Source organism: Parasphingorhabdus sp. (genome assembly GCF_039977335.1).
In the GTDB taxonomy this organism is placed as follows: domain Bacteria; phylum Pseudomonadota; class Alphaproteobacteria; order Sphingomonadales; family Sphingomonadaceae; genus Parasphingorhabdus.
Genome location: NZ_JBDWDI010000001.1, coordinates 193,903 through 217,848, shown reverse-complemented (window position 1 = coordinate 217,848; position 23,946 = coordinate 193,903). Strand labels below are relative to the sequence as shown.

22 protein-coding genes are annotated in these 23,946 nt (G+C 52.4%); 11 read left to right on the top strand and 11 right to left on the bottom strand.

Features of this window, described 5'->3' with window-relative positions; translation table 11 throughout:
• The first annotated feature begins 32 nt into the window (after positions 1 to 32).
• Together ABJM21_RS01035 and ABJM21_RS01030 are read left to right on the top strand one after the other, a co-directional pair.
• The gene (locus ABJM21_RS01035; RefSeq protein WP_348302424.1) at positions 33 to 1,232 is read left to right on the top strand and encodes an amidohydrolase family protein; all 1,200 of its coding nucleotides are present in this window, start codon (positions 33 to 35) and stop codon (positions 1,230 to 1,232) included.
• A gap of 62 nt (positions 1,233 to 1,294) precedes the next feature.
• The gene (locus ABJM21_RS01030; protein WP_348302425.1) at positions 1,295 to 1,891 is read left to right on the top strand and encodes a TetR/AcrR family transcriptional regulator; all 597 of its coding nucleotides are present in this window, start codon (positions 1,295 to 1,297) and stop codon (positions 1,889 to 1,891) included.
• Positions 1,892 to 1,902: 11 nt separating this feature from the next.
• On the opposite strand, the gene ABJM21_RS01025 is transcribed toward ABJM21_RS01030, so the two are convergent.
• Positions 1,903 to 2,544 (bottom strand): glutathione S-transferase family protein, encoded by a 642-nt coding sequence (locus ABJM21_RS01025; RefSeq protein ID WP_348302426.1) that lies wholly within the window; start codon positions 2,542 to 2,544, stop codon positions 1,903 to 1,905.
• 78 nt (positions 2,545 to 2,622) lie between these two features.
• Here ABJM21_RS01025 and ABJM21_RS01020 point away from each other — a divergent pair, with 78 nt between their 5' ends.
• Together ABJM21_RS01020 and ABJM21_RS01015 are read left to right on the top strand one after the other, a co-directional pair.
• Positions 2,623 to 4,149, top strand: coding sequence for an MFS transporter (locus ABJM21_RS01020; protein WP_348302427.1), 1,527 nt, complete (start codon positions 2,623 to 2,625; stop codon positions 4,147 to 4,149).
• The gene (locus tag ABJM21_RS01015) at positions 4,149 to 6,056 is read left to right on the top strand and encodes a DUF3604 domain-containing protein (protein WP_348302428.1); all 1,908 of its coding nucleotides are present in this window, start codon (positions 4,149 to 4,151) and stop codon (positions 6,054 to 6,056) included. The genes ABJM21_RS01020 and ABJM21_RS01015 overlap by 1 nt, the downstream gene beginning before the upstream one ends.
• An 85-nt stretch (positions 6,057 to 6,141) precedes the next feature.
• Here ABJM21_RS01015 and ABJM21_RS01010 read toward each other — a convergent pair whose 3' ends face one another.
• The 7 genes from ABJM21_RS01010 to ABJM21_RS00980 all read right to left on the bottom strand — a co-directional run bounded on the left by ABJM21_RS01010 (position 6,142) and on the right by ABJM21_RS00980 (position 13,985).
• Positions 6,142 to 7,068: a DMT family transporter gene (locus ABJM21_RS01010; protein WP_348302429.1), complete on the bottom strand. Its 927-nt coding sequence runs from the start codon at positions 7,066 to 7,068 to the stop codon at positions 6,142 to 6,144.
• The gene (locus ABJM21_RS01005) at positions 7,065 to 8,066 is read right to left on the bottom strand and encodes a beta-eliminating lyase-related protein (protein ID WP_348302474.1); all 1,002 of its coding nucleotides are present in this window, start codon (positions 8,064 to 8,066) and stop codon (positions 7,065 to 7,067) included. The genes ABJM21_RS01010 and ABJM21_RS01005 overlap by 4 nt, the downstream gene beginning before the upstream one ends.
• A gap of 71 nt (positions 8,067 to 8,137) precedes the next feature.
• Positions 8,138 to 10,483: an EAL domain-containing protein gene (locus tag ABJM21_RS01000; RefSeq protein ID WP_348302430.1), complete on the bottom strand. Its 2,346-nt coding sequence runs from the start codon at positions 10,481 to 10,483 to the stop codon at positions 8,138 to 8,140.
• 90 nt (positions 10,484 to 10,573) lie between these two features.
• Positions 10,574 to 10,753 carry a hypothetical protein gene (locus ABJM21_RS00995; protein WP_164115781.1) on the bottom strand — a complete coding sequence of 60 codons (180 nt, stop codon included), beginning with the start codon at positions 10,751 to 10,753 and terminating at the stop codon, positions 10,574 to 10,576.
• Complete coding sequence (locus ABJM21_RS00990; protein ID WP_348302431.1) at positions 10,753 to 11,967, bottom strand: FAD-binding domain-containing protein; 1,215 nt, start codon at positions 11,965 to 11,967, stop codon at positions 10,753 to 10,755. Before ABJM21_RS00990 ends, ABJM21_RS00995 begins: the two co-directional genes overlap by 1 nt.
• A 72-nt stretch (positions 11,968 to 12,039) precedes the next feature.
• A complete protein-coding gene (locus ABJM21_RS00985) occupies positions 12,040 to 12,615 on the bottom strand; it encodes a DNA-3-methyladenine glycosylase I (RefSeq protein WP_348302432.1) in 576 nt (191 codons plus the stop codon).
• Positions 12,616 to 12,665: 50 nt separating this feature from the next.
• Positions 12,666 to 13,985: an isoprenylcysteine carboxylmethyltransferase family protein gene (locus tag ABJM21_RS00980; protein ID WP_348302433.1), complete on the bottom strand. Its 1,320-nt coding sequence runs from the start codon at positions 13,983 to 13,985 to the stop codon at positions 12,666 to 12,668.
• 177 nt (positions 13,986 to 14,162) lie between these two features.
• Here ABJM21_RS00980 and ABJM21_RS00975 point away from each other — a divergent pair, with 177 nt between their 5' ends.
• Entirely contained in the window at positions 14,163 to 15,350 is a 1,188-nt protein-coding gene (locus ABJM21_RS00975) for a PQQ-dependent sugar dehydrogenase (protein ID WP_348302434.1), read from the top strand.
• 7 nt (positions 15,351 to 15,357) lie between these two features.
• Here ABJM21_RS00975 and ABJM21_RS00970 read toward each other — a convergent pair whose 3' ends face one another.
• Complete coding sequence (locus ABJM21_RS00970; protein ID WP_348302435.1) at positions 15,358 to 16,209, bottom strand: DUF1499 domain-containing protein; 852 nt, start codon at positions 16,207 to 16,209, stop codon at positions 15,358 to 15,360.
• 170 nt (positions 16,210 to 16,379) lie between these two features.
• Between ABJM21_RS00970 and ABJM21_RS00965 the strand changes: the two genes are divergently transcribed.
• Genes ABJM21_RS00965 through ABJM21_RS00940 form a run of 6 tightly spaced genes read left to right on the top strand, consistent with a single transcriptional unit; the run spans position 16,380 to position 20,647 of the window.
• On the top strand, positions 16,380 to 16,904 hold the full coding sequence (locus ABJM21_RS00965) for an N-acetyltransferase (protein WP_348302436.1): 525 nt from the start codon (positions 16,380 to 16,382) through the stop codon (positions 16,902 to 16,904).
• Between the two features lie 40 nt (positions 16,905 to 16,944).
• Positions 16,945 to 17,511, top strand: coding sequence for a DUF1285 domain-containing protein (locus ABJM21_RS00960; RefSeq protein ID WP_348302437.1), 567 nt, complete (start codon positions 16,945 to 16,947; stop codon positions 17,509 to 17,511).
• Positions 17,508 to 18,119: a CoA pyrophosphatase gene (locus tag ABJM21_RS00955; protein WP_348302438.1), complete on the top strand. Its 612-nt coding sequence runs from the start codon at positions 17,508 to 17,510 to the stop codon at positions 18,117 to 18,119. The genes ABJM21_RS00960 and ABJM21_RS00955 overlap by 4 nt, the downstream gene beginning before the upstream one ends.
• Positions 18,116 to 19,315 carry a CCA tRNA nucleotidyltransferase gene (locus tag ABJM21_RS00950; RefSeq protein WP_348302439.1) on the top strand — a complete coding sequence of 400 codons (1,200 nt, stop codon included), beginning with the start codon at positions 18,116 to 18,118 and terminating at the stop codon, positions 19,313 to 19,315. The genes ABJM21_RS00955 and ABJM21_RS00950 overlap by 4 nt, the downstream gene beginning before the upstream one ends.
• Before the next feature lie 30 nt (positions 19,316 to 19,345).
• Positions 19,346 to 20,185 carry an SDR family NAD(P)-dependent oxidoreductase gene (locus ABJM21_RS00945; RefSeq protein ID WP_348302440.1) on the top strand — a complete coding sequence of 280 codons (840 nt, stop codon included), beginning with the start codon at positions 19,346 to 19,348 and terminating at the stop codon, positions 20,183 to 20,185.
• 36 nt (positions 20,186 to 20,221) lie between these two features.
• The gene (locus ABJM21_RS00940) at positions 20,222 to 20,647 is read left to right on the top strand and encodes a nuclear transport factor 2 family protein (RefSeq protein WP_348302441.1); all 426 of its coding nucleotides are present in this window, start codon (positions 20,222 to 20,224) and stop codon (positions 20,645 to 20,647) included.
• A 92-nt stretch (positions 20,648 to 20,739) separates the two neighbouring features.
• Here the strand turns inward: ABJM21_RS00940 and ABJM21_RS00935 are convergent, their stop codons facing one another.
• Entirely contained in the window at positions 20,740 to 21,453 is a 714-nt protein-coding gene (locus tag ABJM21_RS00935; RefSeq protein WP_348302442.1) for a PEPxxWA-CTERM sorting domain-containing protein, read from the bottom strand.
• A 186-nt stretch (positions 21,454 to 21,639) separates the two neighbouring features.
• Entirely contained in the window at positions 21,640 to 23,913 is a 2,274-nt protein-coding gene (parC, locus tag ABJM21_RS00930) for a DNA topoisomerase IV subunit A (protein WP_348302443.1), read from the bottom strand.
• Between the last annotated feature and the right edge of the window lie 33 nt (positions 23,914 to 23,946).

Sequence of the window (23,946 nt, the reverse complement as noted above, 5' to 3'; positions counted from 1 at the left end):
TATCAAAAGAGACTATTTGAGAGGATAGCGCAATGGCGACGACAATGACTCAGGAAAAACAAGAAGCTTCTCACCGTACCGGCCGTATCGTTCATGATGCCGATAGTCATATTACCGATTCTTTTGATTGGCTCGATCAATATGCCAGCGAATATGTGAAGGAAAATCTGGCCGAAGGACTGATTTCCAAATCACTTCCCGGGATTGAACCTATTGTCGAAATGGCGAACCAACGCCTTGCCGGTAACAATCCGGAACTAACCGAGGGATTGAAATCCAATATCTTCGGTCACAAGGCGAAGATGAACCAGTGGGCTGCCTTTGGTGCGATTGACAAACAGGAGCGCAGCGAAGCGCTCGACATCATGGGCATCCAGTCGCAGATTGTCTTTCCGCTTGCCGCGCTTTCACGTTTTGCCCGCTCGAAAGATGAACGTGTGGTCTATGAAGGGTCCGAGGCTTTGAACCGCGGCATGGTGGATTTCTGTTCCGGTGATGATCGCTTGCTACCGGTTGGATTCATATCTCTCAACAATCCGGAAAAAGCTCTTGCAAGCGCAAAGCAGGCGATTGAATTTGGCATCAGGGCTATCTGGCTTCTTTCTGATGCAGTCGACGGCCGGGCACCTTCGCACAGAGATTATGACCCGATTTGGGCGGTAATGGAGGAGGCCAGAGTGCCTATCGTATTGCACATCGGCAGCGGTGTCCGAATGCCGGAAGTATATATGAACACTGGAGTCGAACGTGTGCTCGAAGGCAATCCGTTCAATCTGGAAACCACAAAACCGAAAGATATTAATGTACTGCACCACTCCATCGAACGGTGGATGACATGTATGATCTATGACGGGGTGCTGGAGCGTTTCCCCAACCTGAAAATTGGGCTGATCGAGCTGGGATCAAACTGGGTGCCGGCGATGATGCAGAATCTTGATATCGGCGTGAAGGAACTCGGCAAATTCGACGTGGCCTTGCGCGATCTGTCGATCAAGCCCTCTGAATATGTGACGCGTCAGGTGCGGGTTACGCCGCTCCACTTTGAAGATGCCGGTTGGGTTATGCGCAGTGTGGGTAAAGAGATATTGATGTTTAACACCGATTATCCACATCCCGAAGGTGGCAGCGATCCCTTTGGTGATTTTGAACGCAGCCTCAACGCGGTTGATGCGACCAAGGACGAGCTGGATCATTTCTACAGCAAAAATTTTGAGGATTTGATGGGGCTGTAGATTGCAGGCTTGGAGCCAACCCACTTACCGGTTGTTTCTCCCGCTGCGACGTTTATTCGTGAATGATGCTTAAGGAAAAACGCCTCCGTCTTGCTCCCAAGGAGCGACGCAACCAACTGCTCGATAGCGCGCGCGACATCATCCTGTCGCGCGGGTTCTCGTCGCTAACCATGGAAGCAGTGACGAAGGAAGCAGATGTCAGTAATCCGTTAATCTACAAATATTTTGATACGCGGCTGGCGCTGTTGCAAGAATTGCTCGGACGCGAACTGCTACGGTTTTATGGCGATATCAAATTGAAACTGGAAAAAGCCAAAACCTATGAAGATGTCGTCAGGATCGCAGTAACCTCCAATTTTGATGAAGGCGCCAACGGAAATATCGTTTCAATACTCCGCAGCCAGCCGGATATTGAAGCCTCGCTGCATCCTGCAAATATGAAAGACACGTTAGGTGTTGGCGAATTGCTGGTGGACCGCTTGATGGAATTCTATCCGGTCAGCCGCAGCCAGGCGGCGAAGATGACAATATTTGCTTCCGGCGTATCACAAGCGGCCGCAGCACAATGGCGGCTCCACGGCGGCAACCGCAAGAGGATGATTGCAGACGCTCTTCAGTTCATCCATTCCGGCATGAAGAGTTTCGTTTCACCCGACTGAATGGATGGCGACTAAGACGATGCGCTGGGCATAGCGCTGAAAGCTTGGCAACTGGCGCGCGATGAAACTTCCTTGTGCCAGCGATACAGGTTTTTCAGGCTTTCATCAGGCTTCAACCCCACCAATGCTGTCGCAAAATCCAAGCCCGTCAGCAATGTGATATCCGCCACCGTGAAGCGATCACCAGCAACATAAGCGGATGATGCAAATTCCTGATCGAGGCGTTTGTAGTAATGGTGGGTATTCTTGTCGCTTAACTCTTTAGCTTCGGGAACCTGTTTCACTATTCCCAGTTGCGCCACAATCGGACCGTTGACCCACGAGATTCCAATTTCCCGCCAATATTCAAATTCAATCTGTCGATTGCGTGCTTCAATATAGGCCAGTTCATAGGCATCGCGGCCAAACAGATTGGGCTCCGGTTCGACCGATTCCAGATAGCGACAAATTGCGACCGATTCCGGGATGCAGCGTCCGTCATCCAATTCGAGCACAGGAATTTTCCCGCTTGGGTTTTTCTCGAGAAATTCCGGTGTTTTATGTTCACGCTTCAACATAATGATCGGTACAAGCTCGAGACTAATGCCCTTTTCAGCGGCGAATATCTTAACCCTGCGCGGGTTCGGTGCGCCGTCCTGGTGGTATAATTTCATTGCTTGTTCCCGATCATATTAGCGGTTTCATTATTATAAATATTGTATAACATAACTTTGGGAGAAAATGGGCTGAAAATGAACGATATTCGTCAAAAACTGCCCTTAATGACAAAAATCGCTTTTGGCGTCGGCTCGATGGGGGAAATTGTCTTCCTCGGCATGTTCAACACGTTTATCTCGATTTACTATAATCAAGCTATCGGGCTTTCCAATTCCCTGATCGGCACGGCGATCATGCTCGCGATATTGGGTGATGCGATATCCGATCCTGTGGTCGGGATGATTTCGGATCGTTGGCGTTCACGGTGGGGACGGCGTCATCCGTTCCTATTCGCCGCTCCGATACCGCTGGCGATTTCATTATATTTCATTTTCAATCCCCCCGAAATGTTTACCGGGGGTTTAGCCGGTGATCCCGATCAAATGTGGCTATTTGTCTGGCTGATGAGCTGGACCATATTGGCCAGGCTATTTCTAACGCTCTACACCATACCTCATTTTGCACTCGGTGGAGAGCTCACCAAAGACGCCAATGACCGTTCAAAATTGTTCAGTATTAACTCGGTATTCGGATATGCTTCCGGCGCATTATTCGCGTTCACCGCTTGGGGATTTTTCTTTGCTGGAGAATCTGTGCTCGCTGATGGCACAGTGATCCCCAAACATCTGGACGCCTCGTCTTATGGCCCCGTTGTGATGACCGCGTGCAGCATCATACTCGTCTCGATTTTTCTTAGCGCGATTGGAACAAAAAACCGCATTCCCCATCTTAGCAAACCACCAATCGGCCAAGAGCGCCTCTCTCTGACAAGTTTCTATAAAGACCTCTTGGGAGCGCTGAAAAACCCGAACTATGCGTACATCATGGTGGGCTATTTTCTCCTCATGATCTCAGTCGGCATGAATGAGACTTTGCAGGTATTCGTATACACATATTTTTGGGAGCTCCAGACCGAGCAAATCAGATGGTTTGGATTGGCATCGGTTCCGGCAATTATATTGGGTGCGATTTTGTCACCGCTATTGATGAAAAAATTTGAACGAAGATTTGTTGTTATGGGCGGGCTATTTGCCCTCATTCTATTCGTTCAACTGCCAATTGATCTCAGATTGTTGGGGCTAATGCCCGCCAATGGTTCGGAAATGCTCATGCCATTGCTGGTCGCGAGTGTGATGTGTGCTGCACTTGGATTTGCAATCGGGCTGGTCGCGATCCTGTCAATGCTGGGTGATATTTCGGACCAGAACGAGCTGTTCACCGGATTGCGTCAGGAAGGCCTTATCTTTTCCGCGCGCGCCTTTTTTGCAAAGGCGTCAAATTCCGCTGGCCACTTCATTGCCGGGGTTAGTTTGGACCTGTTTATCATCTTGCCGTTCGAGGCTGTTCCGGGTGAAGTTGACAGTGATGTTGTCTGGCGATTGGGCGTGATGTCCGGACCGATCATGGCCTTTGCCGCGCTTTTTTCTTTGCTGTTTTATGCAAGATACCATCTGACACGAGCGGAACATGATCGCATCTTGGACGAACTAAGCGCAAGGCAAATGCAGAACAAAGCTGATGCAAAATCAGGCGTGCAGATACGAAATCAAGGAGACGGTTAATGCAAAGGAACCTGATGGCTTTTGCCTGCACGATGGCATTGGCAGTGACTGGATGCAGTGATGCAAAAAGTAGCGGAACCGTTGGTGAAAACGTCTCCGATTCAGAATATCCGACACAGGTGTTTTGGGGCGACACCCATCTCCACACCGACAATAGCGGTGATGCTTTTGGTTTTGGGAACCGACTTAACTCCGAAGCGGCGCTGCGATTTGCTCGCGGCGAAGAAGTGGTCGCGACCAAAGGCGCAAAAGCAAAACTGGCTCGACCGCTCGATTTTCTGGTGATCGCCGATCATGCCGGAGCAATGGGCGCAACAAAGGAAATTGCCGATACGCCACGTGCCGAATTGCTGGGTGATGAACTGCGCCTCAAATGGCATGACATGTTCAATGATGAGGATCCGGGTTCAAATGCAGGTCTTCGTGCTACCGCAGAAATTATCGATCGTGCCGGCAAAGGAACCTTGCCTGACGGGCTGCTCGACCCGGAAACGTCAAAAAGGCGAACAACTGGTCTGTGGGCCAAGCATGGCCAGATCGTTGAGCAATATAATGAACCGGGAAAATTTACGGCATTCATGGGTTTTGAATTTACGCCGGGCCCGGGCGGCGACAATTTGCACCGCGTGGTGATGTTCCGCGATGCTCCGGCAGAAATGGGCGACACTTTACCTTTTAGTGCATTTGGCAGACGGGATCCCGAAATGCTCTGGGCCTATATGGATGCGTATGAACAGAAAACCGGCGGCAAGGTGCTGGCCATTCCGCATAACAGTAATATTTCCGATGGCCGCATGTTCGCCATGAACAAGTTTGACGGCAGCCCGCTCGATGAAACCTATGTCAAAACGCGCGCAATGCGGGAGCCGATTGTTGAAGTCACGCAGATCAAGGGCGACAGCGAAGCGCATCCGTTTTTGTCCCCTAATGATGAATTTGCCAGCTTCGGCAATACCGGTTGGGATCGGTGCAACTTGATCTGCGCGAAGGACACGCCGCCGGAGACCTATGGCGGCTCCTATATACGCGAGGCCTTGAAACGCGGTCTCGAGCTGACCGTCAAATTTGGAACCAATCCCTTTCAACTGGGCATGATCGGGTCAACCGATAGCCACACATCCTTGGCCACGGCCGACGAAGATAATTTCTTCGGCAAACATAGCGGACTGGAATTCAACAACGCGAAGCGCGCCTCGACCGTATCGCTGCTAGGTGGACGCAAAGGCCGGATCGGCTGGCATTACCTGTCGAGCGGCTATGCTGCCGTCTGGGCGACCAGCAACACGCGCGAAGCCATTTTCGATGCTATGATGCGCCGCGAAGTATACGCAACCACAGGACCACGCATGCAATTGCGTTTCTTCGGCGGTTTTGATTTTGCTGAAGGTGATACTGGCGATCTCGTGAAGACCGGCTATGCAAAAGGTGTGCCGATGGGCGGCGAACTGGTTGATAAAAACGGCGGAGAAACCAAAGCACCAAGCTTCCTTGTTAGCGCGTTGATGGATCCGGACAACGCAAGCCTTGATCGCATCCAGATAATCAAAGGCTGGATTGATACAAAGGGTGAGACGCACGAAAAAGTTTATAATGTCAGCTGGAGCAACGCTGAAACACGAACCATGGACAGCGATGGAAAAGTGACACCTGCGTCGAATAATGTCGATCTAACCAATGGCACTTGGGACAATAGCAGCGGCGAACCTGAACTGACCACTTGGTGGCAGGACCCCGATTTCGATGCTGCGCAAAACGCGTTTTATTACGCCCGCGTTCTGGAAATCCCGACACCGACATGGCCGGTTTATGATGCACTAATACATAATATCGAGCTACCCGACGACGTGATCATGATACAACAGGAACGCGCTTACTCATCACCGATCTGGTATAGACCCAAGGCCTAAGTAAATTCTTCGAGGCGGCATTTTTTTGAGCTGCAGAGAGAAATTGAACGTCCGCTTTCGAGATTTAGCGCATACTTTGATAGCATTAATCCGTCTTTGGCTTGCGCGATCGCAATGCCACCAAGAGCCCGGCCATTGCCAATAGCGCGCCAGCCGCTGGCAGCGCAGTCCAGACATAGTCTTCAAACAGGGTCGACAATATCATCGCAACCACGGGAACCAGCACGCTGGAATAGGCTGCCTTGCCTGCACCAATTTCACGCAACAGCGAAAAATAGAGCGGGAAGGTAACCACCGAACCGACAATCGCGAGATAGACAATGCCACCAATATAAGCCGCTCGCATTTCGATGACCGGTGGCCCGACCGAGATCCATGACAGCAAGATGTTGATCGCCGCCCCCCAGAACATTGCCCATGCCAACAAGGTCAGGATCGGATCGTCTTTGAGTTTGGGCAGCGCTTGCATCACATTGGCTACCGACGCCGATAAAATACCGCCGACAGTCAGGGCGACTCCCAATAGAACATCGGCAAGCGTGGCTGGTGAGCTCTTGTACTCATGCCAGAAGAGCAGCGCGATTCCGGCTGCTGCTATGGCGGATCCGGCTATGAAAGCGCCATTAATCCGCTGACCCAGAAAGATCCGGCCTAATATGGCATTGGGCACCATCAGCAACGCAAACAGCACCGCGACCAGTCCGGAAGTGATGTAGAGTTCTGCATTATAAACAAAATTGAAGTTAAACGAGAATTGCGCAATGCCGATCAAGACAGCCCAAAACTGGCCTTTTGCGCCCAATCGGAAGGGCAATCGTTTGAAGCCCACCAGCACGAACATGGCCATTGATGCGATGACGAAGCGATAGCTGACCGACCAGCTTGGCGGGACGTCGGAAATCTGGTCCTTGATAACCAGCCAGGTCGAGCCCCAGATCAACGACACCAAAAGAAAAGGGAGTAATATGCGCGGTGTTAATAAGCTCGGTTCACCGCTTGGCTGTGCGTTCATAAGGCTCCGATAGCCTCTGCCAGCGGATGAATATCCTCCGCACTCTGGTTCCAGCTGGTGACGAGCCGCGCTTGCCCTTCGCCCCAATCATAAAAATCAAAACCGGCATTGCGGAGGGTTTCGGCTTCGCTGGCCGACAATTTGATGAAAATCTCATTGGCCTCAACCGGATAGATCAGCCGTTCGCGGGCTGCCTCGGCGATAATCTGCGCGCCCTGATTAGCTGCATGGGCATTGTCCAGCCACAGGTCACCGTCCAGCATCGCTAATATCTGCGCGGCGAGATAGCGGCCCTTGGACTGCAAATGGCCGGCACGCTTGCGGCGATAATGAGTTTCGCGGGCGAGGTCCTTGTCGAAGAAAACAAGCGCTTCTGCGCCCATGCCGCCATTTTTAACAAAGCCGAAGCTCAACACATCGACGCCTGCTTTCCATGTCACATCTGCCGGATGACAGTCCAAAGTCGCCACCGCATTGGCAAAGCGTGCGCCATCCATGTGCAAACCAAGACCGCGGCGTTTGCAAACTTCCGCGACCGCAGCGACCTCTTCCGGGCGATAGACAAGCCCATATTCCGACGCATTGGTGATCGATACAGCAGAGGCCTGCACCTGATGCACATCATCTCGGATCGCAGCGCACATGGTATCAATGGTGTCAGGTGAAAGCTTTGCGCCCGCACCGCCAGCAAGCATCAGTTTCGCCCCGCCCGTGTAAAAGCCGGGTGCCCCCGCTTCATCCTGCTCAATATGGGCTTCTTCATGACAGATCACACCCTGATGCGGCTGGCACAGTGCCGCTAAGGCCAGGGAATTGGCGGCGGTGCCGGTTGCGACCCACATCGCCTCGACATCCGTTCCGAACAGTTCGGAAAACGCGCCGCTCAATTGTGCGCTCAGAACATCGCCGTCATAAGCAGTGTCTTGATGATTGGCCTCAGCCAACGCGGCCATCACCTTGGGATGGACAGAGGCTGCATTGTCGGAGAAAAATCGCATGATATGGCCATGCTGCGAACCAGCCGCCGCGTCAAGATTATGATTTGCCAATCACATATTTGGCTAAAGCATTAGGCCTTTTTGCGTTGCTGATCTGCTGCAATCGGAACTTCCGCTGCGGGCAGGTATATCGTTTCAACCTTGGGAATCTGCGCTTGATTGGAACGCAAATCGGTATATTCTTCCAAGGCTTCTGCTTTTCCATATAGAAAACCCTGTACCTGGTCGCAGCCTTCCATCCGCAATTCGTCCACCTGATCTTCGCGCTCGACACCTTCTGCAGTCGTCGTCATGCCGAGATTTTGTGCGAGACTGATGACTGAACGAATAATCGCCCGGCAATCTTCACGCGTATCAATCTCACTCACAAAACAACGATCGATCTTGATCTTATCGAACGGGAAACTGCGCAGATAGTTCAGCGAGCTGTAGCCCGTACCAAAATCATCCAGCGAGATCCGGATTCCCAGATCGCGAAGCGTATGCAGAGTCCGGATATTCGCTTCACTGTCCTGCATCAATATGCTTTCGGTGATCTCCAGCTCCAAACGGCCTGGATCAACACCCGAATGAGCAAGGGCGCTGACGATTGTGGATACCAGGCTTGCACTACGCATCTGGGTTGGTGACAAGTTGATTGCCACAGTCAATTTCTCATCCCAGCTCGCAGCATCATCAAGTGCTTTGCGAATGACCCATTCGCCCAGTTGGACAATCATGCCGGTTTCTTCGGCCACAGCGATAAAATCATCTGGCATGACGACGCCGCGTTCCGGGTGTTCCCATCGCAGTAGTGCTTCATAACCGATTTTCTGTTGCGTCTTAAGATCTACAAGCGGTTGATAGTGCAAACGCATTTCATCGCGGCCTAGCGATGCTCGCAAATCCAGTTCCAAATTGCGCCGCGCCTCTGCCGCTACATCCATACCCTCTTCAAAAAAGGCAACTCTGTTCCGGCCTGCACCTTTTGCTGAGTAGAGCGCCAAATCAGCATATTTTAAGAGCTGATTTGCATCCTGCATATCGGAGGTCCATGCGGCCACGCCAACGCTGACACTGGAAACCACGTTATGATCATCGACCAAAAACGGTTTGCCAATTTGATCCACAATCGCTTCGGCAATATCGGCTTGAGATATGGCGCGCGCGCCTGTCAATAGCAGTGCGAACTCATCGCCACCAATACGGGCCAGTAAATCACCTGGCTTCGCCAAACTTTCGAGCCGGCGTGAAATCATCTGCAGCAGCTTGTCGCCAATGGGATGCCCCAATGTGTCGTTAATTGCCTTGAAATGATCGAGGTCGAAAAAGATCAACGAAATGTCATCATCTGGCTGCGCTCTGTGGATCGTACGGTTGAGCGTTTCCGTAAACAGACGCCGGTTAGGCAGATCTGTCAGGCCATCAAAATGAGCCATATAGCTTACTTTAGCTTCCGCATTTTTCTGCGCAGTAATATCCTCAATCACGCCTCTGAATGCGACGCTTCCAGCACCAGATACTTCTTCAGCAACCCGGGCGCTGATTGTCCACCATTGCTGATCCCCTCCAACATCAATGGAAACGGTCATATCCCGAAACGAACGGCCATTGGCAATATGATCAGCAAGTTGCGTACGATGTTCCTCATCTTCAATCAGTGATATCAGGTTCATCCCGTTCATGGCTTCTCGTGGTCGATTGGCCGCCTCTGCAAAACGTTCGCATACGTCGATCAGACAGCCATCGGCATCTACTGAAAACAGCCAGTTCGATGCTTGTTCTTCAAAATCGTTCAGCAACAATCTAACCGTTTCGGCTGATCGCTGAATTTCCTGCCCGGCGGTTAGCTGATTGGCGAAATTCTCGAATATATTGGCTCCATTGATATATAGAACCGATCCAAACATCGTCAGCAGCGCAATTGCGGCATAGCTCTCAATACCGCCAAGATATAGCAATCCCGTTGTTAGACCGACATACATGATAATGGTCCATGCACGCGACGCTTCCGGGATATGACGATAAGAGACCACTGCGGTACTCATTTTACCAGCGCCAATAATTGCTAGAAGCATCAGTTGGTTCGACGTCGCAACCGAAAGCAGGCAAGCCACTCCCGCACCCCACATTTGAGCATAGCCAGCTGCGTTAAATGTGATCCCTGCTTTCAATTTCAGCATCTCGGAGCGAGGTAAATCGGCAGTTCTGGAGCGCTTGGCCAAATGCAGGCGGCTGATGGAAAGATAAGCAAACATCGCATACCAAAGGACATGCATGGCAAGCGGCGCTTGATCAAAAAACAAAATCGACAAAATAGCCGCATTGACGAGGTTCGCGAACACCGTCACCCGAACAGACTTGCCATGTTCGGCAAGTTGCTCCCGCAATATCAAGTCCTGATCGGAGCGCCCCAGCTCCTCAGCTTTACTATTCATAGTCATTTAGTCCCCACATTGCGCGGGGTAGCGGGAAATCGTAAATATTTTACTATTTTCCCTATTTTACATAGCTTTACAGGAAAGTCGCTAGCGCTTCTTCGCTATTTTGAGTTTATCAGACTTGGCCCGTTTTTTAATCGACTCCTCGCTGCGAGTCAGCGCTTTGGATATTGCTTTCAGGGTCATGCCCTTTTTGGCAAAAGCATGCAGTTTCTGAATTTCTTCGCTGTTCCAAGGCTGTTTATGGCGTTCAAAATGTTCTTTCATTACAGCTCCATCCCCATAGCACGCAGCGCATCGGGCGCCTTTTTCTTGACCGGGAAAAATCCCTTGGTCGCCAGTGGCCAGATCGCTGCATCATATTCGCGCATCACCCAACGGACATTGTTGCCGCTAATTTCTTTGCCAATTGCATCTTTCAACGCACCAACCGGTAGCCACGGCGACAAGAGCCGCTCCAGCTTGGCTTTGGCCAAGACGTCCCTTAGTTTTTCGCCTTTGTTCCAAGTCACTGTATCACAGCTAAAATGATCCGCAGCGCGGACCAAAGCATCAGTGACTGCGCCGTTTGAAAATGCGCGGACCTTGTCCGAGACCCCTTTGGGGCTCTTTCCATCTGATCCGCTCACACCAATGATCAGGGACGGCTTCTGTGGCAATATAAGGCTCTCGGGATGACAATCGTCTTCATGAACCAATAGTGCGAAAGCCGCCGCTGCGGGCGGTGCAGGTGGTATTTTGAGCGGTCGTAATTTGTAATTCTTATCTTCTTCCAGCGGAACCGTTTCCGCGGCCAAACCTACCGGCGTGAACCGGCCATCCGTGAATTGCGTAATATTCTCTTTGGTCGCGAGATAGGTTTTACCCTTGGTATGCAATCCGCCAACCCAGCGCCATGATAGCGTGTTGGATGCGGGATCACCATCGATCAAGTGTTGTAAGAAGAAGTCTGCGCCCAATTCCCAAGGCAGTTTGAGGGTAAACATCCAGATGCTGGCAAACCACATGCGGGCATGGTTATGAAGATAGCCAGTCTCGACAAGTTCCTTGGCCCAATGATCAAAGGCATCAATACCAGTCCGACCCTCGGTTGCTTGCTCATAGATTTTGCGCAAACCGCCCTGTGCTTTGAGTTTTTTGAATTTGGCATCCCGGTTTGTGACATAGTCAGCCCAAACTTCCGGGCGTTGCTCCAGCCAGCCTTTAAAATATCCACGCCACAGCACTTCCGCGATGAATTTATCTGCGCCTTGCGCACCATGGGCTTTTACCGCCGCAGTGATCAATTCCTGTTCGGTGAGCAGCTTCGACCGGATATAGGGTGATAGCCGTGAAACATTGTCGCGCCATCCATCCTGTTCGGTATCAGCGTTCGGCCCATAATCAAAATTGCGCTTATGCGCGTAATTGTGGCCCATATTCGCGGTAAAATCTGCCAGCCGGGATAAAGCGGCGGCTCTTGTGGATTGGGGATGTGTCATTGCTGCCCTATCGCAGCAATGATAGTCGTTGCCAACTGTGCAGATCAGACGGCTCCGGTGCGATAACAGCGTTCAGGCTTGCCAGCAGTCCGCCGCATGATCATCGACCATGCCGATTGCTTGCATATAGGCATAGATGATCGTGCTACCAACGAAACTCATCCCCCGCTTTTTCAGGTTTTTGGAGATCGCATCACTGATGGGGGACGTCGCCAGCATTTCCGACATATCCTTGGGCCGGTTCACAATGGGCGTACCGTCTACATGAGCCCAAAGCCAGCTATCAAACGTTCCAAATTCCTTCTGCATATCGAGAAAAACCAGGGCGTTTTTGCGCGTGGAATAGATTTTCAGCTTGTTGCGGATGATCCCTTCATCTTCCCGCAAAACTTCCAGCTCGTCGTCGGTCATGGCCGCTACGCGCGCGATATCAAAACCATGAAAGGCGCGGCGATAGCCGTCCCGCTTCCGAAGCACGGTTTCCCAACTCAGTCCGGCCTGTGCGCCTTCTAATATCAGGTTTTCGAACAGTTTTTGATCATCATGTTCTGGAATGCCCCATTCCTCATCATGATAGACGCCGTAAAATTCCTTGCCCGCTTGTCCGCCGAAGCAGCGACGTTTTCCATCTGTACCTATTACTGTCATGGGACCGGTTTATGATCACCTCGCGACTTTTGGAAGCCCCAATGAGTGCCCTATTCAGCAGGCTGAATTTCGGGTTCTGCTTTATCCGGCGACGGCCACCAGCCGACTTTCACTTTGGCCCAATTGATCGCGCGCGGGATTGGGGCGTTACGGTCCATCCACTCTGCATATTCCTTATAAGCAGGATCGTTCAGCAGGTGCTTTTCCTCGGTCTTCGCACGCCAATAATAAACACTGCTAACCGCTGCGATAATGACTGTATTGCGCACCATGTCGGTGAAGCTGCCAGATGTGACCAGAAATGGCATGGTTGCCAGCCACCAATATAGGTTCTTGGCAACATAAGCGGGATGTTTCGTGAATCGATAGGGGCCATGGGTCAATATTCCGCGATGCGTAAGGTTCGAGAATCGCAAACCAAAGGCAACCGTAGCCCAGGCATAGATGGCCGTCAGGATAACCAATATTCCGCCCCAAATGGCCAAAATAACATCATATCCCTCTAACCAGTAAGCCCAGTCAGCCGTATTGACATGATAGTTAAGCGGACCATCCATCAGGATGAAAGGTGGATAGCATATCAGCGCTGCGACCCAGCCGGCCAAATAAGGATTAGCGGTGCGGATATGGGCATCAAGCGGCTTCATGGTCAGCAAATAACCAACGGTAGCGAACTGTACATCGACGACAAACATCGCGATAATCAGCCAATGGGCGATGGCCACAGGATTATTGATAACTTGCGATATGTCGAGGCGGACAATGTCACCAAAACCGCCTGGGACGATTGAAATCATGAAGGCGAGGAAAAACCCCTTCACCGCCCATGCCCGTAAATGATGATAAATTTGCTCACGGTCATATTCACCGCGCGCGCCCATCAGAAATTGCCCGAAATGCCAAGCACCGTCACGCGGCTCAACAAACCGGCGGTCCATCCACATTACATAGGGGATGGATAGCCCCAGCACGAAGGGTGCGGCGGTCTCCATCATTGCCATCGAAAACTGATACTGGCCGGTCCAATACCAACGACCAACGCAATATATCAGAGCAATAATTGCCCATGTTGCCCAAAGACCGGCAAGTTTGGCGACGCTAACATCAAATGTCTGCTTGAGCGATTTAGGGTTTTTCCAGTCAATGCCCGTAGAGGCGCGCAGATGCACTTTGTCATAGAGCAGCGACCAAATCACCATCGGTACGCCGCAAGCCGCGCAAGCAACCAGAGCAGAATAAGGCCCGTCCATCCCATATTGCCGCGCAATCAAGATCCACGACAGCAATCCCATCAGGCCCGCTACACCCACACCGCTGGACACCGCAGATGGCGGGCGCGGATCGCTGGTATCTGATTTTCGCGCGAACATAGTGCTGCGCTTTAACCAGAAATGGTAAGTAACCCGTGAACATCAGTTTTCAGGCCCGAATATTCTATGAATTATCTGATTAATCCGTTATATTTTTGGACAAATTGGCAATTAGCATCTTATTCTATCACCCCGTAACTTATTGGACCGCCCTGGAAAATGATCATAGGAAAACAAATGAGAAATCTCACTCTTGCTACCGGATTATCAATCGTCCTTCTCGCATGCAGTAATGGCGACGACGCGCAGGCCACACAAGCTGGCGGAGAAGAGGCACAGCCTCTTGCAGATATCTCACCCGTCGATCGCAAACCTTTTGAAAAAACTGAAGTCACCAGTTTCGATGAACCATGGGCCATGACCTTCCTGCCCGACGGCCGGATGCTGGTTACCGAGAAAAAGGGCAAATTGTTCCTGGTTGATCAAAGAGGCGAGAAAACGCCGATATTTAACATCCCGGAAGTGGATTATGGCGGGCAAGGCGGATTTGGTGATGTCGTACTATCCCCCGATTTCGCGACCAGCGGGCGCATCTACCTGAGTTGGGTTGAAGCGGGGGAAGATGATACAAGAGGCGCTGTTGTAGCACATGCGGATCTGTCTTTGGCCCCGAATGAACCAGGTGTAGAAGCCGAAGCGCCAGCGCTTTCCAATCTTACGACGATCTGGACCCAAAACCCGAAAGTGACTGGCCGTGGGCACTATTCCCATCGCATCGTATTCTCACCCGATGGCAAATATCTGTTCATCGGATCCGGCGAACGTCAGAAATTTGATCCGTCACAGGATATGACCGGGAATCTTGGCAAGATCGTTCGGCTCTATCCAGATGGTAGTGTTCCGGAAGATAACCCATTTGTTGGTCAGGAAAATGTGCTGCCGGAAATCTGGTCTCTCGGACACCGCAATATCCTTGGTATGGCATTCGATAGCGAAAGCAGGCTTTGGAACCAGGAAATGGGTCCGAAAGACGGAGACGAGCTCAATCTCGTTCAGCCGAAAGCCAACTATGGCTATCCGATTGTTTCCGAAGGCGATCATTATGATGGCAAGAAAATTCCGAACCACGATACGCGCCCCGAATTCGCGGCCCCGAAAGTGGCCTGGGTCCCGACCATCGCGCCATCTGGAATGATCATTTACTCTGATGACCTCTTCCCCGCATGGAAAGGCAGCGCCTTTATCGGCGGTCTAGCTAGCGAAGCGATTATTCGCGTGTCCTTTGATGGCGAGACCGCACAAGAAGCGGAACGCTACGCTATGGAACGGCGCATCCGTGAAGTCGAACAGGGACCAGAAGGTGCCCTATGGGTGCTGGAAGATGGCGAAGGCGGCAGGCTGCTGAAGCTCACACCGCCAAAATAGCACCAGTTCAAGAAGCGGTTGTTGTTGTTCCTGACAAATCACTCAGGAACTGACGCACACGCTTGGCGTTGGCACCAAGATCATGAACACCAACCCGGGACACCGACCGCATGTCGATAATGCTAGCTTGGCCGTTTTCTGCGGCGCGGGCACGAATGACCACGTCATCTTTAAAACGGAAAAGGGAAATCGTGGCTGTGGCTTCCAAATGACCGGATGCGGGGTCGACATTGGCGACCTCCCATCCACGATCTTCCGCCAATCGCTTCGCTTTCTCGATAACTTCGGCAACTGGTTGGTCGATACGAACGGAACGAATATCCGAATAAGCATCCTGATGCAGGGTGGCCCACCGTTGACGCGGGTTCATGCCGCGCATTGCACTGTCGTCGGCACCCGGGATATTGTCCCAATTGTCTGCCCGCAAGGATAGGGCCGAAAATTGCGGCGGATCAGCCAGATCGGTGGTGATATCATGAATGGCCGGAAGCGATGCAATGGTCATCGCATAGCTTGCCAGATAGCCAACAAAACCAAGCGAAACTATCGCTCCTATACCGAGCAGCGGCCAACGTGTCTTACGCTCTTTACGGCGGTCCAATATGATCCCGACTATGGCAATGATCAAAGCAATCAAAGCCACCAGCCCGGTCCAGGGCAAAGCCGAAAGGCCGGCCTGCCAGCCCCAAAGGCCTATGCCTGCACCAAAGGCGGATCCAAAAAATACAATGACTGCAGCAGCGGCTAAAACCAGGACGGTCCAGCCTTTCGGATCGTTGCGCAGCGAAGCCAGCCGACCGGCCTTGATTGTTACATTGCCCTCGGCAACCGGATCGGTCCCATTGTCTTGATTATCCACCCAGCAAACTCCTGTATAAAGTCAGTCTTTTAGACCGCCCTTTACGATCTTGCAATCATCCCGGCACCGGCTTGTTTTCCGCTCCGCATTCTGCTGCTCGACACTGCCGAATAATGCGGTTAGATGCGCACGCTGCAACAACGAATATACCGAATATCGGGAACAATAAATTGACCACCATCATTCCTCTTGCCGAAATCGATCCCGCACTGGTCGAGGATCTGCTCGATGCTGCTTTTGGCAAGCTGCGTAGCCAGCGCACGGCCTACAAAGTGCGCGATGGCATGGACATGCTGGAAGGATTGAGTGTTGCGGCCGTGAATATGGCGGAGAATGAGCTACTTGGTTCGCTACAATGCTGGCCAGTTGCGCTCACCGATGACGCGGGCAAAATGCACCCGATGATCATGGTCGGCCCGGTGGCGGTCTATCCCGATTGTCAGGGAGAAGGCATTGGTCAGGCGCTGATGACCGGTTTGCTCAAAGAACTGCAACAGGATGAAAGCCTGCCGCTCGTCATGATCGGTGACCCGGCCTATTATGACCGCTTCTTCGGCTTCTCGCCTGAGCGGACGGGCGGATGGAGTCTACCCGGACCATGGGATCCGGAGCGGCTGCTCGTGCGCGCACCTAAAGAAGCAGCGCTGCCTGAAAAAGGCAAACTGGGGCCGTGGATCCGTCCTGCAACTAACTGAACCCGTTTACAAAAGCGACCTGCCGCAATAGGCCATAGCCATGCCCTATGCTCCACCTCCTGAACTGGCCTCGCTGTCCCTTTCCGAAATTGCGGAACTGGCTGAGGCCCAGAAATTACCGCCAGTGGACGAGTGGCGGCCAGAGGAAACCGGCGACAGCGAAATGCGGATCAACGCCGATGGCAGTTGGCTTCATCAGGGCTCCCCAATCAACCGGCCGGCGATGGTGCGCGCCTTTTCAACTTTGTTGCGGCGCGAAGCAGATGGCAGCTTTGCACTAGTCACGCCCTATCAAAAACTCAGCATCGCAGTGGAAGACGCGCCATTCATCGCCGTTCAGATGGAAAGCGAAGGGCAGGGCAAAGACCGCAAAATGGCCTTTCGGCTCAACACCGACCATCTGGTCGTTGCCGATACCGAACATCCCATCCGCTTTCCAACTACCACGAAAGCGCCTCAACCTTATGTGTTGGTGCGCGGCGGACTGGAAGCGGTATTGGCGCGGCCAGTATATTATGAACTGGCGGAATATGTGCTGGAGGATGATCTCGATCCCTTTGGCCTTTGGAGCCATGGTGCTTTTTTCCCAATTGATCGGCCAGCATGACCAGTCCTCTCAACCTCAGAACCAAGCTTTCGCACGCGCTGCGCAGCGGCCATGCCAATGACCTTGACCATGCACTGTCCGATGAACGTGATTTTATCAAAGACTTGAATAGCCTTCGGAGTGCGGCCGTATTGATCGCGATTACCGATCGCCCCAACCCGGGAGTCATATTGGTCCAGCGCCCCGATCATATGCGCAATCACCCCGGGCAGGTCGCCTTTCCCGGCGGCAAAATTGATCCAGAGGATAAAGACGCCGTCCACGCAGCCCTGCGGGAAGCCGAAGAGGAAGTGCAGCTAGATCCGACGGCGGTGGATATTATCGGACCAACTGACCGCTATCATTCGGGCAGCGGCTATAATATCCAGCCCATTATCGGCGTGATCCCACCGGACCTACCGCTGGTTCCCTGTCCGGAAGAAGTGGACGACTGGTTCGAAGCCCCGCTAGACTTTGTCCTCAACCCGCGAAATCAGAATACCCATGTCGGAGAATGGCGCGGCAACCGCCGCCAATATTACCAAATTAACTGGCAAAATCGTCGAATATGGGGAATTACTGCAGGGATTTTGGTCAATCTATCAAAGCGGTTGGATTGGTTATCATGAAGCTACCGAAAGCCCCTTGGAATCAACAGCAGTCGTTGAAAGACTTGATTGCAGTGCTTGATGGTGACCAAGGAGCGACCCGCTTTGTCGGCGGTGCGGTAAGGGACACATTACTGTCGATCCCCGCAAAGGATATTGATCTCGCAACGACATTAAAACCTGATGCCGTAATCACACGGCTCAAAGACGCAAATATTAATGCCATTCCCACCGGTATTGAACATGGCACGGTAACGGCGGTGACCGAAGATGGCCCCGTGGAAATCACTACCTTGCGCCGCGATGTCTCGACCGACGGGCGAAGAGCAACGGTTGCATTTAGTGACGACTGGAAAGAGGATGCGGCACGCCGGGATTTTACCATCAATGCGCTGTTTGCTGATCCGGACACTCTGGAGATATACGACTATTTCGGCGGATTGGCCGATCTGGAAAAGCATCATATCCGCTTTATCGGGTCTGCTGAACAAAGGATCGCCGAAGACCATTTACGGATCATGCGCTATTTCCGCTTTCTCGCGCGGTTCGGACAACATGATGTCGATCAGGAGACATTCGATGCCTGCCGGAAAGCTGCGCGGGAGCTAGCCAAATTATCACGCGAACGCGTAGCGGACGAGTTGATGAAATTACTCAGCGCGGCCGACCCCGTCTATGCCGTTCAAGAAATGGTCGAAGCAGATGTTTTTGCAAATATTGTCGCTGAGATTGATCCTGATGCAGGCTCCCAATTGGCCGTGCTAATTTTGCGAGAGGAAGCCCACGATATTCCGCCCGATCCGGTACGACGTCTGGTCGGCCTGCTCCCGAAAGATACGGACATAACGGCACAGATCGTCACCAGCCTAAAATTCTCTAAGAAATTGCGCCGCGCGGTGGCTGACCGGTTGTCGGCATTGGAACCCTCTGTTTCGGATATCCCAGCTATCGCCTACTATCATGGTGCAGATGCTGCGCGGGACATTGCCTTGCTGTTTGCAGCAGATCATGATCTCGATGCCAGCCTTGCTATATTGAAAGACTGGTCAAAGCCGGTACTCCCAATGACCGGCGGTGATTTGATAGCTATGGGCCTCAAACCTGGACCGATTGTCGCGGAGAGCTTGAAGGCCGTCGAAGCCGCATGGATTAACGAACAATTTCCCGATGAAGACCGGGTACGCACGCTTGCCAGAGACATTATCAAGGGTCACTAGCCCCAACGCCGATTATAAAAGGACAAAATTATGAAGATCAACAAAGACATGGTCAGCTTTATTACTGGCGGAGCGGCGGGTATTGGATTTGCCATTGCGGGTGCGCTGGCGGCACGCGGCGTCAAGATCATGTTGGCGGATATCAATCAGGACAAGTTGGACGAGGCCGCCGCCGCTCTGACGGCAACCGGCGCAGAGGTTGGGACTGTCCTTTGCGACGTAGCGGATGAAGCACAGATGCGTGCGGCCGCTCAGGCAACGATTGACCGGTTTGGCAAGGTCCATATCGTCGTCAATAATGCCGGTGTCGCGATAGGCGGCAGGCCCGGCGAAATTGATATGAAGGATTGGCGCTGGATCGTCGATATCAACCTGATCGGCGTTGCTCTTGGCGTGGAAATCTTCACGCCGTTGATCCAAAGCCATGGGGAAGGCGGCTATTTTATCAACACGGCATCCATGGCCGGTCATGGAGCAGCGCCCGGAATGGCACCCTATAACGCGACGAAATTCGCCGTTGTCGGCTATTCGGAAGGATTGAAGCAAGAACTCGCGCCCAGCAATATCGGTGTGAGCATCTTGTGTCCGGCATGGGTCAAAACCAATATTCACCGCAGCGCCTTTGACAAACCAACTGGCGGAAGAGACGAAAGTGATCCACAATTCCAAACCATGGCCGCCGTTATCGACAGCGGGCTCGATCCCGCCGATGTGGCGGAATGGACTGCACAATGTGTAGAGGCGGATAGGCTCTATATTTTCTCCCATCCCGAATTTGCAGGGGCAATTGACCAGCGTTATGCGATGATCAAGGCCGACTATGATGCTTGCTCTGATTTTCCGGCTTTTCAGAAAAAGGATGCAGGTTGAGGCCACTAAACTAGTTTCAGGAGAGAGGCTCAGATCATGGAATTCATTGCGATTGTTATTACCGCAGTAGCGGCAAGCCAGCCAATTGGATCAGATGCGGCGACGCTAGCGGCCATTGATTCAACCTGTCACGACTATATTGACGGCCAGCTTGAAGGAGACCCTGATCGCGTCGCACGATCGCTGCACCCTGATCTCGCCAAACGTGCAGTCGTTGGAGACCAGCAGTACGAAAGCTTCGGGCTGCGGCGAATGAGCAAAGAAGAGCTTGTTTCCCTCACCAAGCGCGGTGCTCTGAAAACGCCTGCCGATAAATGGGATCGCACTTGCAAAATCCTCGATGTGACCGGCAACGCTGCCTCGGTTCGGCTCGAAACACCTTGGTTTGTCGATTATTTCCACATGGGTAATTTTGACGGGAAATGGCTCATTGTTAATGCGTTATGGTATATGAAAAAATGACTGGATAGCGGCAAAGAAAAAGAGCTTCCCGCACAGGCGGGAAGCTCTTGTTAATTTCATACTCGTCACCCCGCAACGCGAGGCTGCAGGAATTAGGCTAGAGCTGGTGTTGCTTTTACCGACTTGCGGTTACGCCGTAGCGCGCCTCCAACCAGTCCGAAACCAAAAATCATCATCGCCCAGGTCGCCGGCTCAGGAACAGGAGCGCCGATTTCCAGTGACACATTGTCAAGCAAAGGCCCAACATTGTCTGAACTGCTGGAACCAAAGTTGAAGTTTAATGAACCGGCTGATCCGGCCGTGAAAAATATCGACCGGGTGAAGAACGGTGCATCAAAAGCAACAGACGAGCTCGTTGTTATATTCGTGGTGCTGGTTGATGGTATCACGACATTGTCTGAACCACTAAAATTGAAGCCATAGTCGTTAAGCAATGTCGCGGCACCGAATGTGAAACCAGCAGAAAAATTGTCGCTACCGGAACTCCGTTGACTGCCACCAATGTCAAACGTCAGCCGGACAAAATCGCCTGTATTAAACGCAAAGCTATCGAGGCTAGTAAGCGTACCTGGACCTGGTGAGCCATCCAAATCGACGCAAGAACCGGAACAAGCGATCGAGAAATCACCATCTGCAACTAGGTCGGTTCTGCCAGCTCCGGTTGATGCAAAATTCGCATAACCGGTGTAGTTGAGTGCAGTTGCACCGCCATTTTCACTGTCGAAATTGTCTGAAAAGACAACGCCAGCAAAGGCTGGTGAAGTCGTCATCGCCGTCAAAGCGACTGCTGCTAGAAACTTACGCATTATATGCCCTTTCGCCAGAAAAGCTGGCGTTACACGTTAAAACATAACGAAATCGAATCGAGCGCGACCCCTCACGACCATCCGTTATTGCTTCAATGGCCGGGAAAACCGTGAAAAGTCAAACTTTTGGCAAGGATTTGTTAACCTTTTACACTTTTGTGCCAAAGTGAGACTTTGCGTTACACGTCAGTCAAACTTACCCGTCTTCGGAAAACCCGTTGGCGGCAGTCTTCCCGCGGCCCCGCGTGCAACCCGCCACATGGTCAGATCATGCTCGGTCCGCGTCCGGCCGGTGTCGCCTCCCATTGCCCAGCTTAGGCCTTCTTCAAGTTTGAAAACCGTCGCGTCTGACAGGCCGCCATCTTTATAGCGTTGCAGCATGACGCCCTGCCCCTTGGCCATCTCCGGCATTTCGGACAGTGCGAATACTACTAGCTTGCGGTTCTCTCCAATGGCGGCGACATGGTCTGCACCTTCTGACACGGGGCGGACGACCAGTAATTTCGCGTCGCCTTTCAGGTTCACGACCTGGCGGCCCTTTTTGGTTTCGGCAACTACATCGGCAATATTCGTGACAAAGCCACGCCCCCATGTTGAGGCAATCAGCAATTTCGCTTTCATGTCCGCAACCATCATCGCCTTAGGTTCCGCACCGGGATCCATGTCTACCATTGAGGCGACGGGTTCCCCAAAACCGCGGGCACCCGGTAATTTATCGGCGCCCAACGTATAGAAACGACCATTGTCACAGCACATGAGCAGCTTGTCGGTCGTCTGAGCGTGGAAGGCGAATTTCGGACCGTCCCCCTCCTTGAACTTGAAGCTATCCGGAGCGCTGAGATCGGCATGACCTTTCATCGCCTTGATCCAGCCGCGCTGGGACATGATCACAGTGACCGGTTCTTTCTCGATAAAGGCTTCGAGCGAAATTTCCCGGGCTGGCGCTGCTTCTTCCAGCATCGTCCGACGTGCGCCTAGGTCCGTATCCTCGGCATATAATTTGCGCATCGCCGCCAAGTCTTTTTTAAGCCTTGTCTTCTGCCGAGCAGGGCTTTCGATCAGTTTTGCCAATCCCTCGCGCTCTTCGAGCAGCTTGTCCCGCTCGGTCCGCAACTCCATTTCTTCAAGCTTGCGCAGTGACCGCAGCCGCATGTTGAGGATCGCCTCTGCCTGACGGTCGGTAAGCTTAAACTCCTCCATCAGCATCGGTTTTGGTTCGTCATTATTACGGATAATCTCGATCACACGGTCGAGATTGAGATAGGCAATAATATAGCCTTCGAGCAGCTCCAGCCGCGCATCAATCTTGTCCATGCGGTGTTGGGACCGGCGCACCAGCACTTCAATTTGATGGACGATCCAATGTTGCAGAACTTCGGTAATACCCATGACTTTGGGCGTGCGGTCCTTGTCGAGCACATTCATGTTCAGCGAGAAACGGTTTTCCAGATCGCTCATCCGGTATAGCGCGTTCATAAGGTCATCGGGATCGACCGCGCGGCTTTTGGGTTCCAGCACAATGCGAACCTGTTCGTCAGATTCATCACGGATGTCGGCAAGAATGGGTAGCTTCTTATCGGCGATAATCTGGGCAATCTGTTCAATCAGCTTGCCCTTTTGCACCTGATAAGGAATTTCGGTGACGACAATCTGCCAAGCCCCGCGCCCTTCGGCATCTTCCTTTTCCCACTTGGCACGTACGCGCATTGCGCCGCGACCGCTTTCATAAGCGGCATCGATGACTGATTTCGGGTCAACCAGCGTACCGCCCGTGGCAAGGTCAGGCCCTTTGATGATCTCCATTATCTCGGCATGCTCGGCCTTGGGTTTTTCGATCAGCAAGGTTGCGGCATCGATAATCTCGTGGACATTATGGGATGGGATACTGGTCGCCATACCCACAGCAATACCGCTGGCACCATTGGCAAGCAGATTGGGGAACAGGCCGGGCATGACTTCCGGTTCCTCATCTTCACCATTATAAGTGGGCTTGAAATCAACAGTGCCTTCGTCGAGGCCGTGCATCAATTCAATCGCTGTGCGAGTCAGCCGTGCCTCGGTATACCGATAGGCAGCGGCATTATCGCCGTCGATATTGCCGAAATTCCCCTGCCCATCAACGAGCGGATAGCGCATCGCAAAACTCTGCGCGAGACGGACCATGGCGTCATAGACCGACTGATCCCCATGCGGGTGATATTTACCGATGACATCGCCGACAACACGGGCGCATTTCTTATAACCTTGCGCCGGATCCAGTTTCAGCAAGCGCATCGCCCATAGAAGCCGCCGATGCACAGGTTTCAGGCCATCGCGCAAATCCGGCAAAGACCGCGCAGTAATCGTAGACATCGCATAAATCAGGTAGCGTTCGGACAAGGCCGAATCAAAGGGCGCATCGACTATCGCGTCAAATTCATCTTCTGGTGCCGCTTCGGGCGGATCGGTTACATCACTCATGGGATGAGCGATAGCAGGGTGGATTCATGCTGT

Excerpts from the sequence above, each read along its gene's own strand:
- ABJM21_RS01000 (WP_348302430.1), bottom strand. The coding sequence starts at position 10,483 with ATGAATAGTAAAGCTGAGGAGCTGGGGCGCTCCGATCAGGACTTGATA.
- ABJM21_RS00960 (WP_348302437.1), top strand. The coding sequence starts at position 16,945 with ATGCCCTATGCTCCACCTCCTGAACTGGCCTCGCTGTCCCTTTCCGAA.
- ABJM21_RS00980 (WP_348302433.1), bottom strand. The coding sequence starts at position 13,985 with ATGTTCGCGCGAAAATCAGATACCAGCGATCCGCGCCCGCCATCTGCG.
- ABJM21_RS01010 (WP_348302429.1), bottom strand. The coding sequence starts at position 7,068 with ATGAACGCACAGCCAAGCGGTGAACCGAGCTTATTAACACCGCGCATA.
- ABJM21_RS00975 (WP_348302434.1), top strand. The coding sequence starts at position 14,163 with ATGAGAAATCTCACTCTTGCTACCGGATTATCAATCGTCCTTCTCGCA.
- parC (WP_348302443.1), bottom strand. The coding sequence starts at position 23,913 with ATGAGTGATGTAACCGATCCGCCCGAAGCGGCACCAGAAGATGAATTT.
- ABJM21_RS00995 (WP_164115781.1), bottom strand. The coding sequence starts at position 10,753 with ATGAAAGAACATTTTGAACGCCATAAACAGCCTTGGAACAGCGAAGAA.
- ABJM21_RS00950 (WP_348302439.1), top strand. The coding sequence starts at position 18,116 with ATGAAGCTACCGAAAGCCCCTTGGAATCAACAGCAGTCGTTGAAAGAC.
- ABJM21_RS00935 (WP_348302442.1), bottom strand. The coding sequence starts at position 21,453 with ATGCGTAAGTTTCTAGCAGCAGTCGCTTTGACGGCGATGACGACTTCA.
- ABJM21_RS00985 (WP_348302432.1), bottom strand. The coding sequence starts at position 12,615 with ATGACAGTAATAGGTACAGATGGAAAACGTCGCTGCTTCGGCGGACAA.
- ABJM21_RS00990 (WP_348302431.1), bottom strand. The coding sequence starts at position 11,967 with ATGACACATCCCCAATCCACAAGAGCCGCCGCTTTATCCCGGCTGGCA.
- ABJM21_RS01025 (WP_348302426.1), bottom strand. The coding sequence starts at position 2,544 with ATGAAATTATACCACCAGGACGGCGCACCGAACCCGCGCAGGGTTAAG.
- ABJM21_RS00955 (WP_348302438.1), top strand. The coding sequence starts at position 17,508 with ATGACCAGTCCTCTCAACCTCAGAACCAAGCTTTCGCACGCGCTGCGC.
- ABJM21_RS00945 (WP_348302440.1), top strand. The coding sequence starts at position 19,346 with ATGAAGATCAACAAAGACATGGTCAGCTTTATTACTGGCGGAGCGGCG.
- ABJM21_RS01020 (WP_348302427.1), top strand. The coding sequence starts at position 2,623 with ATGAACGATATTCGTCAAAAACTGCCCTTAATGACAAAAATCGCTTTT.
- ABJM21_RS01005 (WP_348302474.1), bottom strand. The coding sequence starts at position 8,066 with ATGCGATTTTTCTCCGACAATGCAGCCTCTGTCCATCCCAAGGTGATG.
- ABJM21_RS00940 (WP_348302441.1), top strand. The coding sequence starts at position 20,222 with ATGGAATTCATTGCGATTGTTATTACCGCAGTAGCGGCAAGCCAGCCA.
- ABJM21_RS01015 (WP_348302428.1), top strand. The coding sequence starts at position 4,149 with ATGCAAAGGAACCTGATGGCTTTTGCCTGCACGATGGCATTGGCAGTG.
- ABJM21_RS01030 (WP_348302425.1), top strand. The coding sequence starts at position 1,295 with ATGATGCTTAAGGAAAAACGCCTCCGTCTTGCTCCCAAGGAGCGACGC.
- ABJM21_RS01035 (WP_348302424.1), top strand. The coding sequence starts at position 33 with ATGGCGACGACAATGACTCAGGAAAAACAAGAAGCTTCTCACCGTACC.